Source organism: Blautia sp. aa_0143 (assembly GCF_004167315.1).
Taxonomy (GTDB): Bacteria; Bacillota; Clostridia; order Lachnospirales; family Lachnospiraceae; genus Blautia_A; species Blautia_A fusiformis.
Window position 1 is genome coordinate 50,249 of record NZ_RCXU01000009.1, and the last position, 14,069, is coordinate 64,317.

Sequence of the window (14,069 nt, forward strand, 5' to 3'; positions counted from 1 at the left end):
CGATACACTTACACATTCCACAACGCATCACAGCGGCGTGGCCAGGAGGGGAAGAGCGCGAGAAGGGGAGACGGCCTTCGCAACTATGAGTGCTTCCCCTTCTCGCAAATTACCCACTTTCAAAAAGTGAAAACTATAATTCAAAAAAATCAAACCATCCAATTTCCTCTCACTTCAAAAGGTGAAAACTACAATCCCAAAAAATCAAACTATCCAATTTATCTCACTTCAAAAAGTGAAAACTATAATCCAAAAAATCAAACCATCCAATTTCCTCACACTTCAAAAAGTGAAAACTACAATCCCAAAAAATCAAACTACCCAATTTATCTCACTTCAAAAAGTGAAAACTATAATCTAAAAAATCAAACCACACAATTTCCCCTCACTTAAAAAAGTGAAAGCCATAATCCAAAAAGCAAACCACATAATTATAGATTCAAAGGAAGTCGTCCCACAACCTCCTTTGTCAACCCACCTATGAGAATCCCCGCCAGGACACCTGCCACCAGCAGTGCCGGTGCATAAACCATCAAACTCGTATTGCTCACCACGATCATGGCAACGATCAGCTGCCCGATATTATGTGTGACACCACCGGCCACACTGATACCGATCAGACTGAAGCCGGAATGTTTTTTCAAAAGATCCATCACAGTCAGGCTAAGCGCAGCGCCAGCCAGACTATACAAAATACTGAACAGATTTCCAAACATAAATCCGATCACCAGGATTCTGACAACGGACACGAGAGCCGCTTCTTTAAAGGAATATCGGTCCAGTATAAAAAGTACCGCCAGGTTTGCAAGCCCGAGCTTGATACCCGGAATTCCTGTAAATACAGGGACCAGAGACTCCACATATCCAAAAATGATCGCTACTGCGGCAAATAATCCGAGATAAGCTGTTTTTCGTTTCATAAATAAATCCTTTCATTTGTTGCAGGAATATCGTTGCAGAAACAGCACAGACAGAATACCGTCTGTCAGAGAAAACTCTACGGAGAACACGTATTACGCATATTCTCCGGAAATTTTATGTCACCGCATCAATTTTAGGCGAACTCTCCGAATCCAAATCCTCTGCAGTATTTTCCCCTTCTATCACAACCTTATTAGGAAGGCAGATGATGGAACCGCCGTGCTCGTCCACAGCCTTCTGTTTCATACAGTAATGATCCGGGCAGGTTGCTTCGATCATTGTAACTTTTCCATCTTTGATTTCGCAGACATTGGTGTCTCCGATGTGGATGATCTGGTCCTGGGAAAGCGAATAGGTTCCGAATTCTTTTCCGTCAACGGTAATACGGATCGTATTATGGGAACGTTTCCCCGCAATCTGAAAACCAAGCCAGAGAACCCCCGCCAGAATCAGGATCCCGGCAATAAAAATCAATTCTTTTTTCTTCAAAACAAATCTCCATTTCTGTTACAGATTCAGAAAAAATCATATCATAATCGAAATTAAAAGGCAAACATAAGTTAATGATATCTAACCATAATTCATACAGCTGTTCCCAACGGAAAGGGAGGAGTGGCGATGATTTTTCTTTTATAAAAGACATAAAACAGAAAAATTCATATTGGAAAAAGTTATAGACTGCTAACAAAAGTGTAGACAAGAAAAAAAACAGGTGATATAATACCTAACTGTAAGTTAGCATCGTCTAATTTTACAAAAAAGATTAATCAAAACTAATTTATGTATATGGATAAAAACTATATAATTTATCCAAAAGACAGTTATACGCAGATTACAGGACTGGATCGAGAGCATCTGACGTAGCAATATATGTTCGCATAGCGTGAGTCTGATGCAGCAATTTACAGAATTGTTAAAAATACAAGGGAGAAAAGAGATGAAAAATCAGAATTTTTATATGAGAGTGATCTCCTTACTGTTGGTGATCCTGGCTGTACTTTTTTATAACAGCAGCATGAAAGCCCAGGCAAATGAAAAAGAGATCGCGGCTCTGACAGATAAGGTAGATACACTTCAGGAGCAGCAGAATGAACTTCTCAGTGCGCTGGAGACGAGTTATGTAAATCGTATGCAGAATCAGGCAGCATCTGCAGGATCAGGCAGCAGTGATACAGATACAGCAGGCGATGACAAAACAACAGACACTTCAGACGGCAATGTATCCGATGCAGACGCAGAGGACACAGCAACCGCAGATTCCGATAATGTATATAAAGATGGAACCTATACAGGAGAAGCCGAGGGATACGGCGGGACCATTCAGGTGGAAGTGACACTTGTCGGTGATGAGATCACATCCATCAACGTAGTCAGCGCCCCAGGCGAGGACAGTGCATATCTTTCACAGGCAGAGAGCGTAATCGATTCCGTCCTGAGTGCTCAGAGTACAGATGTGGATACCGTATCCGGAGCAACGTTCAGCTCCACAGGAATCCTGAACGCAGTGGATGCGGCACTTGGAAAGGCGGAAAACTCATGAAAAAAAGACAGCGGGAGGTAAGGCTGATGCGTGCGGGAATACAGCTGGCATTTTTTATTGCCGCCCCGTCTCTGTTTTCTACAGCCTTTGCAGGTATCAAATCGATCTTTCTTGCCATTGCGGCCGGTCAGCCGGTGGAGTGGAATTCCTTTCTGACTGTAACGGCAGTGCTTCTGATCTTTACCTGCTTTTTCGGAAGACATTTCTGCGGATATGCGTGTGCATTCGGATCTTTCGGAGATGCCGTATATGAAGGCTTTTCCTGGATCCGGATGAAATGCTTTCACAAAAAAAGAAACCGGTTCTTTCCGAAAAAATGGTTCACGGGCTTCAGAAAGTTAAATATATCGTACTGGCACTGATCCTGCTTTTCTGCCTTACAGGTGTATACGGAAAGCTTACGGGAACCAGCCCGTGGGATGTTTTTTCCATGCTCACGGCAGGACGGCTCCCGAACAGCAAATATCTGGTGGGAATTGTGTTCCTGGTGCTGATCATTGTGGGAATGTGTACACAGGAAAGGTTTTTCTGCCAGTTTCTCTGTCCCATGGGAGCGGTTTTTGCATTAATGCCAATCCTTCCGGGTGCACTGTTTCGGAGAACCAGTGAGAAATGTCCGCCGAAATGTGGTCTCTGTAAAAAAAGATGTCCGGCTCATCTGGATATCGACGGCGACACAGGCAGATCCGGCGAATGTCTTTGCTGCCACGCATGTGCCGCAGCATGCCCGAGAAAAAATATTCACATTGGAACAATTGAGGAAAAATGATCTATGAGATATCAGGCTCTGAAAAAGAAAACTTTTCTGGCAGCAGCTACATTTACAGGAATTGCGGTGTTGTTTCCTGTGCTGTGCATGGCTGCTTCGGAAAATGATGTACAGACATATACCGATACAGATTTTGCAATGGATACTGTGGTATCAGAAACACTCTATACCACAGGTGACGATATAAACAGTAAGCTGACAGCTGTGCTGACAGATGTGGAGACGAACCTTCTTTCCTGGACCAATGAGAAGTCCCAGATCTATAAGGTGAATGCAGACAGCGGAAAAGATACGGAGATTTCCGACGAGCTTTCCGGATACCTGAAACGTCTTCTGAAGATCGCAGAGGATTCTGACGGAGCCTTTGACCCAACCATCGGGAAGCTGATCCGCCTGTGGGATATTGGAGGGGAAAACCAGAAAATTCCGGAAGAAGCAGAAATTAAGAATGTTCTGAAGGATTCCGGATATCAGAAAATTTTTCTTGACGGAAATACGGTTCACATGGAAGAGGGCTGTTCTCTGGATCTTGGAGCAGCGGGAAAGGGTATTGGCTGTGACCTGATCCTTAAAGAACTGGAAACAAAGAAGGATGTAATAGCAGCACTTATGAATCTGGGAGGAAGCAGTGTCATGACCTACGGAAGCAAGCCGGATGGTTCTTCCTGGAATGTGGCAGTGACAGATCCCAGAGCTGAAAATGAGGATGACTATCTTGGTGTGGTTGCCTTAAATGGTACAGAATTTCTTTCCACATCTGGAGATTATGAGAAATATTTTATCGAAAATGCTGTAAGGTATCACCACATTATGGACCCGTCTACCGGCTATCCGGCAGAAAGCGGAGTGACCGGGGTAACGGTAGTCTGTGACTCAGGTCTGGAGGCAGATGCGCTTTCCACAGCATGTTTTGTGCTGGGGGTGGAAAAAGGGACACAGCTGTTGAAAGCTTACGGTGCAGACGGACTTTTTGTGGATGAAGACCATCATGTATATCTCACTGAGGGGATGAAGGAGCGGTTCAGCCTGCTTGCGGATTCCTATAGTGTGGAGGATATTGCAGAGTGAAGCTGATCTCCCGGCGATCCGGTTTATGATTGTTTGGCAGAGGGGAATGCTCATATCCGCAGTACTTGCGATAGTAAACCTGGAAAGGGTTCTATAAATATATCATATTTTTAGGAGGAATAAGCAATGCAGAAGTGGAATCTATTGAAAAAAACAGCTCCATGCATTTTAAGTCTTGCAGTGGCAGCAACAACCTTTCCGACCGCTGTAATGGCATCTGATTTTGATGCAGCCGTGGTTTCCGAGGCAGAGGCAGGAGATACGGAGGATTTTAGCACAGAGGAAACGGCAGAGGATACTGAAGCTGTAGCAGAAGAAGCTATAGAGGATGCTGCAGACATAACAGAAGAAGCAGCAGAGGATGCAGCAGTGCCAGAAGCTGCTGCAGACGAGACAGAGGATATCCAGCAGGAAGATACAGCAGAGGAAGCAGACCCGTTCTCTACAGGGGAAGAGGATTTCACAGAAGGCGATGAAGTGGCGGAAGCATTTTCCGATTCTGACCAGCTGACAGGCGAGTATCAGTACGTATATGCAGGACTTACCTGGGGTGAGTACTGGGCAGCAGAAGGCGTATATGCAGCTGGAGATACAAGCTCTTCAGAAGAGAAGGATTCACATAGTGAGTTTGATATAGGAGCTTTTGATACAGTAACAAGAGCGACTGCAAATCATGGACTTCACAGAGGAAGCTATCAGACAGAAGCTACGATCATTGCTGAAGACGGAACCAGATTCGACGTATCCTACTGGGAGGATAAAGGAAGCACACTTTATCTTACAGACGGTTCCAAGGTAAAATGGAACAGAGGCAGTATAACAACAGAAGATGGAAAAACCTATACGATGGATCATTATGAGATATATGGTCTGAAATATGTCCCGGTAGCAGTTAAGACCGCAGATTTTGCAGATTTCTGCAAAAAGTATAATGTTGTACAGGATGGAGCTGTGCTCTCCGGAGGATACAGTGAAAACAATCTCCAGTATTATAAAGGCCTTGTGGCAGACGTAAATGCACAGACAAATGGTCTGAAATATGCGGAGAAAAATGGTGACGGCTTTACATTTACAGCAAGAAAATCAGACGGAACAGCTTCCGGTATCAAGGATCAGGCGTTAAAAACAGCAACAGAGATCAAGCCGAGTGTAAAAGCAGCAAGCGGAAGCTACGGCGAATTTCTCCGTGTGGATCTCAATGGAAATTATGGCGATCTTGGTGCAAATATGCAGGCTGTACGCTGGGATTATTATGGAGATGATTCTACATATACGAAATGCCTCGCTTCTTATGGAACCAAGTTTGCCGCAGATAACTGGATGCATAAAGCAATGGGAATCCAGCTTGGACTTACAAAATCTGCACGCTGCAAGCTTCCGGGAGGAACAGACGGAACAGGATACTGGAAACTGACAGTGTATGCTCTTGGATATAATGACTATACCTACAGCTTCCAGGCAACTGCAGAGAATATCGTAAATCCTACAATGGAGCCGACTGATTTTACAAGTCTTAAAACAGAAGTGGAAGCTGCAAAGGCTCTGGCAGAGGCAGATTACACAATTGCAACCTGGAAGTCCTTTGCCGGTGAGCTTCAGGAAGCAGAAGACATTCTTGCAAAAACAGATGCAAGTCAGGCTGAGGTAAATGAAGCACTTGAACATCTTCAGGGAGCAGAGAAAGAGCTTCAGAAGGTAACAGTTACACTTGATAAGACAGCAGCAGCTGTATATACAGGAAAAACAACGACTCTTAAGGCAACAACAAATGACAGCGATGCAACAGTGACATTTGAGTCCGGCAACACAAAGGTTGCAACAGTAAGCAGCAAGGGTGTTGTTAAAGGCGTAAAAGCCGGAATAGCAGTTATCACAGCAAAGGTAGGAAATGCCACAGCAACCTGCAAGGTAACAGTAAAAGCTTCTAAAATTAAATTCGCAAAGGCTTCCGTAACGATCTACAAAGGAAAAACAGCAACTGTAAAAGCAACTGCAACACCATCTGCAACTGTAAAATACACAAGCAGCAACACAAAGGTTGCAACCGTAAACAGTAAAACAGGTGTTGTAAAAGGAATCAAAGCAGGAACCGTTACGATTACAGCAAAGGCAGGAGCCCTGAAGACAACTTGCAAAGTAGTTGTCAAGAATCCTGCATTCAGTCTTGTAAAATCTTCTGCAACGATCAAAAAAGGTAAAACAACAACCATCAGATCCAAAGCAGCACCTGCAGGCAAGGTTACATATACAAGCAGCAATAAAAAAGTTGCAGCTGTAAACAGCAAGGGTGTTGTAAAGGGAATCAAAAAAGGTAAAGCAACGATCACAGTGAAATGCAACGGAATTACAAAGAAATTTGTGGTAACAGTTAAATAATTTCACTGTTGAACCGAATGTGATCACAGATATCCAGAAGCCTCTGCCGCAGACATAGAGCAATGTCTGCGGCAGAGGTCTGCTGATTTCTGAAGAGCAATGTCTGACAGAGGCCGCAAGAAAAGAGGAGAGAGTAAGGAAGCATGGAAAAAGATCTGAAAGATAAAAAGCAGGAGGAAAAAAATACTCCGAAGATACCCTGGACCAAGCTGGTTCCTGCAGCTGCTGTGATTGCGGCGCTTGTGTTTTCAGGCATAAAGGCGAAGGGCTCTGATGGAGAGACAGAAGCAGTCGGGCAAGCAGAGACGACCGTAATGTCTGCTTCAGAGCTGGAAAAATATCTCGGGTATGAAAAAGAAAATACTGTTTCTGACAGCACAACTGCCACAGCTGAGAAAAACAGTACAACAAAAAAGAAAAGCTCATCGAAAAAAAGTGCAAAAAAAACAGCAGCGAAAAAAAGCTCAGGTACAAGAACGGTTTCCGAATCTGCAAAAAGCAATGCCAGCGCCGCAGGACAGGGAACCACGCAGACACCGGTAGCAAGCGTTCCGGCAGATGGATATAAGGACGGTACGTATGAAGGAAGCGGAACCGGATTTGGCGGGACGATTCGCGTGAGAGTAACAATCAGCGGCGGAAAGATTGCAGCCATAGATATTCTGGAGGCATCTGGAGAAACCGCGTCGTATTTTGCGTCAGCTCGGGGTGTGATCAGCAGGATGATCGCCGGAAATACACCGAATGTAGATGCAGTAAGTGGAGCAACCTATTCCTCCAACGGAATCATCCAGGCAGTTCAGAATGCCCTCTCCCAGGCAGCGGCAGATGGAAACAGCCAGCAGGTCACCCCTACACCTGCGGCAACTGCTTTACCAACTCCGACATCAGCTCCGTCACCTACAAAAAAACCATCCAAAAAACCATCTCCTACAAAGGAACCGGAAGATCCGGACAGTCCCAAAAAATATCTGGACGGTAAATATACAGCTTCGGCAAAGGGCTTCAATGGAGACGTGAAAGTAATTGTGACCATCAAGGATGGAGTGATCCAAGCTCTGAAACAGGAAAATACGGACACAAAGCAGTTTTTTGAAAAAGCATGGAGCGTGCTGGAGGAACAGATCATTGGTACGGATTCTGTAGATGATATTGATGCAGTCAGCGGAGCAACCTATTCCTCCAACGGAATCCTCAACGCTGTAAAAAAAGCTCTTAAAGAAGCGATCAATCCGGAGTATGGAAAGAAACCGACACCAACTCCGACAAAGAAACCGACACCAAAGCCAACAGCCACACCGAAACCTACGGCAACGCCGAAACCAACGGCCACACCGAAGCCAACAGAGACGCCGGCAGCAACCCCGACGCCGGAGCCGGAGAATCCGAATATGACGCCGGTTCCTGAAAAACCCAATGTAACTCCAACACCAGGGACAGATGAGCCGGATGCAACACCGGAGCCAACGGAAGCACCGGAACCGGTGGGAATGTACAGAGATGGAACGTATACAGGCTCGGCTTTTGGATATGGAGGAAAAACATATCTGACAATTACGATCTCAGGAGGCCAGATCGCATCCATTGAGCAGACAAATCAGGATACACCGGAATTTTTTGATCCTGCATGGAGCACGATCTATTCTCAGATCATGGCAAACCAGTCGGCGGATGGGATCGATACTGTCAGCGGAGCCACATATTCTTCCGAAGGGATCCTGGACGCTGCACAAAAAGCCCTTGCCCAGGCAAAGAATTAACCGGGTGAACGTTGGAGCAGCTATAAACATCTGAATCTAAGCCAATAATAAGAGGTGAAAGAAACCTCTGGACTTCTTGATTTTTTTTGAAGTTCAGAGGTTTTTTGCTAGGTTTCTGAAATTGCTTCTATAAATCGATAAAAAAATAACAGGAATGTATACAGAATAATATGAAAAATATCAGAAAATATAAGCGGTTTAAATAATTTGAAATGCAAATTAGCGGGGATTAACCTGAGAAATACAATAAAATTTTTATTGCACAGGGCAATGTTTTATGTTATGTTTGAATGTGTGTAATTAAAGTTGTTATTAAAATGACAAACAACGCTGAAAGGAGAACAAATATGAGCAGTAAAATTACGATCATCGGAGCAGGAAGTGTAGGAGCAACTATCGCTTATACCTTATCACAGAGGAGTATTGCATCAGAGATTGTTCTGATCGATATTAACAAAGATAAGGCTGAAGGTGAGGTTATGGATATTGAGCAGGGAACCAGTTTCCGTGAGCCGATCTCCATCGTGGCAGGAGATTACCCGGATGCTGTAGATTCTGACATTGTGATCATCACTTCCGGTATTGCCAGAAAACCGGGACAGACTCGCATCGAGCTGACACAGACCAACGTCAACATTATGAAGAGTATTACTCCGGAGATCGTAAAGGTGGCTCCCAAAGCGCTTTATATTATCGTAAGTAATCCATGTGATATTATGACTTATGCATTTGCAAAGCTTTCCGGACTGCCGGAAAATCAGATCCTTGGTTCCGGAACCGCCCTGGATACGGCCCGTCTCCGCTGCAGACTTTCTCAGCACTACGGTGTATCTGAGAAAAACATCCACGCCTATGTATTCGGAGAGCATGGAGATACTTCCTTTGTACCGTGGTCCAGAGCCTTTGTTGCAGGTGCGACCCTTGATGAGTTTGACAAGATCGTTCATGAGGATCAGAAAGATCTGCAACCACTTGACAGAGAAGAGGTTCTGGAGTATGTTCATACTTCAGGATCAACTGTGATCGCCAAGAAGGGTGCTACATTTTATGCGGTAGCCGTATCTGTTTGCAGACTTTGCTCGCTTCTTCTTGCAGCATCTGATACAATAGTCAGTGTATCAACCATGCTTCACGGAGAGTACGGTGTTGAAGACGTATGTCTTAGTACCATGGCTTCTATCGGACCGGAAGGTGTAAAACGTATCGTTCGTGTTCCGCTGACCGAGGAGGAGACAGAGAAGCTTCATGCAAGCGCCAATGCTCTGAAGGACGTGATCGCACAGATTGATCTTTGATAAATGTCAGAAGCTGTGTAAAGAGGAAAAAGCAGCCTCAGGCAAATTTGAAACAACGGGAGAAAGATAAAAATGGATATTATTCAGGTAATTACCAGAGAATTGAACGTTGAGAAATGGCAGGTCGAGGCAGCGGTTAAGCTGATCGATGAAGGCTGCACCATTCCTTTTATTTCCAGATACCGTAAGGAAGCAACCGGTACACTGAACGACGAACAGCTTCGTAATCTTAATGAGAGACTTACTTATTTAAGAAATCTTGAGGATAAAAAGGCTCAGGTTCTGGGCAGTATCGAGGAGCAGGGCAAGCTGACTCCGGAGCTGAAGAAACAGATCGAGGCAGCGCAGACACTCGTTGTGGTAGAGGATCTTTACCGTCCGTACCGCCCGAAGCGCCGTACACGTGCCATCATCGCCAGGGAAAAAGGTCTGGGACCTCTGGCCGACATCATCCTTCTCCAGATGACGAAGAAACCTCTTGAAGAAGAGGCAAAAGCATTTCTTTCTGAGGAAAAAGAAGTCAAAACTGTGGAAGAGGCCATCAGCGGTGCCAGAGATATCATTGCAGAACACATTTCTGATGAAGCAGATTATCGTATCAGTATCCGTAAGAGAACAATGGATAAGGGAACTATATGTTCTGCCGCAAGAGATGAGAAGGAGCAGTCTGTATACGAGATGTATTATGACTTTGAGGAGCCGGTGAAAAAGCTTGCAGGTCATCGTGTCCTTGCTCTGAACCGTGGTGAGAAAGAGAAATTCCTTACTGTGAAGATCCTTGCACCTGAGGAAGAGATCATCCGTTATCTTGAAAAACAGGTGATCGTCCGCGATAATCCATACACTGTACCTGTTCTGAAAGAAGCCATTGAGGACAGCTATAAACGTCTCATCGGACCGGCTATTGAGCGTGAGATCCGAAGCGCCCTTACAGAGGCAGCAGAGGATGGTGCCATCCATGTCTTTGGCAAAAATCTGGAGCAGCTTCTCATGCAGCCTCCAATTGCAGGACAGGTAGTTCTTGGCTGGGACCCTGCCTTCCGTACCGGATGCAAGCTGGCAGTGGTAGATCCTACCGGAAAGGTTCTGGATACCACAGTTATTTATCCCACAGCACCAACCAATGAGACCAAGATCCGTGCCGCAAAGGAAACCCTGAAAAAGCTTATCAGCAAATATCATGTGACACTGATCTCTGTAGGAAACGGAACGGCATCCAGAGAATCCGAGCAGATCATCGTGGAGCTTCTTAAGGAAATCCCGGAAAAGGTCCAGTATGTTATCACCAACGAGGCAGGTGCTTCTGTATATTCCGCAAGCAAGCTTGCCACGGAAGAATTCCCGAATTTCGATGTTGGACAGAGAAGCGCCGCATCCATCGCAAGACGTGTACAGGATCCGCTTGCAGAGCTTGTAAAGATCGATCCGAAATCCATCGGTGTCGGTCAGTATCAGCATGATATGAACCAGAAAAAGCTGGGAGAAGCCCTTAACGGCGTTGTGGAAGATTGTGTAAACAAGGTCGGAGTGGATCTGAATACTGCGTCTGCATCCCTTCTGGAGTATATTTCCGGAATCAGCAAGGCCATCGCAAAGAATATTGTAGCCTACCGTGAGGAAAACGGCCGTTTCCAGACAAGAAGAGAACTTCTTAAGGTTGCCAAGCTTGGTCCGAAAGCCTTTGAGCAGTGTGCAGGTTTCACACGGATCACAGGAGGCAAAAATCCTCTGGACGCAACCAGTGTCCATCCGGAAAGCTATGACGCAGCAAAAAAACTCCTGGAAAAGCTGGGCTACACACCGGAAGATGTGGCAGAGCGTAAGCTTACCGGTATTTCTGGGCAGATCCGCGATTACGGAAAACTGGCAAAGGAGCTGGAGATCGGAGAGCCAACCTTACGTGATATCGTAAAGGAACTGGAAAAACCTGCCAGAGATCCACGTGACGAGATGCCGAAACCGATCCTCCGTACCGATGTCCTGGATATGAAGGACCTGAAAGAAGGCATGGTCCTCAAGGGAACTGTCCGCAATGTTATTGACTTCGGTGCTTTTGTGGACATCGGTGTGCATCAGGATGGCCTGGTCCATATTTCCGAGATGAGCGAGAAATTCATCAAACATCCGCTGGAAGCAGTCAGTGTGGGAGATATCGTGGATGTCCGTGTTCTTGGTGTTGATATGAAGAAAAAACGTATCAGCCTTTCCATGAAGGGAATCAGTAAATAAAGAGAAAATCCGAGACATACCGCGCGAATTTATGCGATCAGCATAAATTCTGTGCATCGCCAGGCGTGTTACTGAGAACAGAGTGAACAGTAATGTATATTCAGCAGCATTCTGCGGCGGATTACCGGACAGATATACAATAAAGCTATAACAGAAATACAGCAGTGGTTTATACCCTATACTTTATAGAACCGGAGAAATCAGGTTTACAGGGAAAAACCACTGCTGTATTATTATATTACCAGATGCGGATTATAGGGAATGTTTACATCAGGAATACATAGATCGATCCGCATATGTATATCGAATGATCGATCAGACAAGAGGGATACATATGTAATCAGAAATGTCAACAAATGTGAGTAAATACACTCAAAGGTGTTTAAAATCCAAAACACTAGTTGGTAACTTAAAACTACTGGAATTACAGGAAATGAACCAGTGCAAGTTGAAACAGCCTTGCTAACTATAGGGTAGAACCTTGATGGTTGTAATTGAGTAATGGTATAAGTCTACGAAAACCAAGTAGCAAAGAAAAACAAATATTAAGAAAGGAAAAGCTATTTAGATGAAGTCTGTATAATGTCATATACAAGACTATACAGATATGTACCGATGGCTTAGTCGGGAATTTACGACTGTGGAGTGTACAAGAACTTGTGAGTAGATTGATATTTATATCATCAAAAGCATATACGTTGAAGCAGTAACTACAAATCGTGAGATTGTAGTAAATCATCTAGCATATACACATATGTATATGTTTTTAGTAGCAGGGATTATATTTGGATAGTACTGTACAGACCGTGCAGGAGGTCGGAAATCAGGTAAGCCAGTACAGGCAGATGTTTGAAAATTACCTGCCGGACATCACGAAATTCGGAATCAAGGTTGTTCTGGCTATTGTTGCTTTCTGGGTAGGAAGCACGGTAATTAAATGGATCGTAAAGTTTGTGAGGAAATCACTGACAAAATCCAGGCTGGATACAGGAGTGGCACAGTTTATGTCCTCACTGGTCAAGATCGTACTTTACATACTCCTGATCTTTAACATATCCATAAGCTTTGGAGTAAAGGAATCATCTCTGGCAGCACTTCTCGGAACTGCAGGTGTTACTATGGGTCTTGCCCTCCAGGGCGGACTTGCCAACCTGGCAGGAGGCATGATGCTTCTTCTGTTCAAGCCTTTCCAGGTAGGGGATTACATCATCGTTAACGGACAGGACGGAAGCGAGGGAACGGTAGCCAAGGTCGAGATCTGTTATACAACGTTGTTATCCATTGATAACAAGCACATCGTGATCCCGAACGGTACTCTTTCCAATGTGACCATCACCAACGTAACAGCAAGGGATCAGCGAAGGCTGGAGATCAAAGTGGGGATCTCTTACAATGCAGATATCCAGAAGGCCAAGGATATCCTGGAAGATATCCTCACCGAGGATCCGGATACAAGAGAAGACGAAGAGATGGTGGTATTCGTAGACGAGCTGGCAGAAAGCTCTGTGATCATGGGCTTTCGTGTCTGGGTAGATACCGACCGCTACTGGGCAGCCAGATGGAGATTGAACCAGAGGATTAAGGAAGATTTTGATTATTATGGAATTGAGATTCCTTATAATCAGCTGGATGTGCATATCCATAAATAATGTGCATAAAGGAAGAAAGCTAAAGCCCTTTCACATGGCAGAGAAATTGCTGTGTGGGAGGGTTTTTTGGTGAAAGTAACTGGTTTTGGGATTATTACTGCCATTCACGATAATAGAGAATATGAAAATTATTGACAAACCAGTGTCGGGGTGCAATAATACCCCACAGAGATAGTATTTGGACTCAAAACTATACTCTGGCTGAAATCACTGGAATCTTATATAAAAATAGCCAGCCGGAACCCGGGATCGGGAACGGACGGATATATGAAAATTATAAAAGATACGAGCCTGTATCGATGATAACGAAGGCGTTACAACAGTTATGGGAATTTTGAGCAACTGTTGAAGAGCATGCTTTTCGTGTATAAAAAACAGGACTCAATATACAGGGAATCAATCAGAAGCGTTTCAGGGTCGAAGTGTACCCCGAGACGTTTTTTTATTAAATACGGAAGCGGA

The 14,069-nt window shown here is 44.7% G+C and carries 11 protein-coding genes; 9 read left to right on the forward strand and 2 right to left on the reverse strand.

What is annotated here, in order from left to right; all coding sequences use genetic code 11:
• Positions 1 to 431: 431 nt before the first annotated feature.
• Positions 432 to 920 carry a Gx transporter family protein gene (locus tag EAI83_RS05935; protein ID WP_022426176.1) on the reverse strand — a complete coding sequence of 163 codons (489 nt, stop codon included), beginning with the start codon at positions 918 to 920 and terminating at the stop codon, positions 432 to 434.
• A 115-nt stretch (positions 921 to 1,035) separates the two neighbouring features.
• Positions 1,036 to 1,410: a NusG domain II-containing protein gene (locus EAI83_RS05940; protein WP_129974765.1), complete on the reverse strand. Its 375-nt coding sequence runs from the start codon at positions 1,408 to 1,410 to the stop codon at positions 1,036 to 1,038.
• Positions 1,411 to 1,858: 448 nt separating this feature from the next.
• On the opposite strand from EAI83_RS05940, the gene EAI83_RS05945 reads away from it, so the two are divergent.
• The 9 genes from EAI83_RS05945 (at position 1,859) to EAI83_RS05980 (ending at position 13,607) form a co-directional block, all read left to right on the forward strand.
• A complete protein-coding gene (locus EAI83_RS05945) occupies positions 1,859 to 2,461 on the forward strand; it encodes an FMN-binding protein (protein ID WP_129974766.1) in 603 nt (200 codons plus the stop codon).
• Positions 2,458 to 2,823, forward strand: coding sequence for a 4Fe-4S binding protein (locus tag EAI83_RS17490; RefSeq protein ID WP_243113448.1), 366 nt, complete (start codon positions 2,458 to 2,460; stop codon positions 2,821 to 2,823). The genes EAI83_RS05945 and EAI83_RS17490 overlap by 4 nt, the downstream gene beginning before the upstream one ends.
• On the forward strand, positions 2,739 to 3,230 hold the full coding sequence (locus EAI83_RS17495; protein WP_243113449.1) for a hypothetical protein: 492 nt from the start codon (positions 2,739 to 2,741) through the stop codon (positions 3,228 to 3,230). Before EAI83_RS17490 ends, EAI83_RS17495 begins: the two co-directional genes overlap by 85 nt.
• 3 nt (positions 3,231 to 3,233) lie before the next feature.
• Positions 3,234 to 4,298: an FAD:protein FMN transferase gene (locus tag EAI83_RS05955; RefSeq protein WP_129974767.1), complete on the forward strand. Its 1,065-nt coding sequence runs from the start codon at positions 3,234 to 3,236 to the stop codon at positions 4,296 to 4,298.
• 126 nt (positions 4,299 to 4,424) lie between these two features.
• Positions 4,425 to 6,674 (forward strand): penicillin-binding Tp47 domain C-containing protein, encoded by a 2,250-nt coding sequence (locus EAI83_RS05960; RefSeq protein WP_129974768.1) that lies wholly within the window; start codon positions 4,425 to 4,427, stop codon positions 6,672 to 6,674.
• A 143-nt stretch (positions 6,675 to 6,817) separates the two neighbouring features.
• Positions 6,818 to 8,434: an FMN-binding protein gene (locus tag EAI83_RS05965; RefSeq protein WP_129974769.1), complete on the forward strand. Its 1,617-nt coding sequence runs from the start codon at positions 6,818 to 6,820 to the stop codon at positions 8,432 to 8,434.
• Positions 8,435 to 8,781: 347 nt separating this feature from the next.
• Positions 8,782 to 9,729, forward strand: a complete 948-nt coding sequence (locus EAI83_RS05970; protein ID WP_015526226.1) for an L-lactate dehydrogenase — start codon at positions 8,782 to 8,784, stop codon at positions 9,727 to 9,729.
• Between the two features lie 72 nt (positions 9,730 to 9,801).
• The gene (locus EAI83_RS05975; protein ID WP_129974770.1) at positions 9,802 to 11,958 is read left to right on the forward strand and encodes a Tex family protein; all 2,157 of its coding nucleotides are present in this window, start codon (positions 9,802 to 9,804) and stop codon (positions 11,956 to 11,958) included.
• Positions 11,959 to 12,743: 785 nt separating this feature from the next.
• On the forward strand, positions 12,744 to 13,607 hold the full coding sequence (locus EAI83_RS05980) for a mechanosensitive ion channel family protein (RefSeq protein ID WP_330383034.1): 864 nt from the start codon (positions 12,744 to 12,746) through the stop codon (positions 13,605 to 13,607).
• The last annotated feature ends 462 nt before the right edge of the window (positions 13,608 to 14,069 follow it).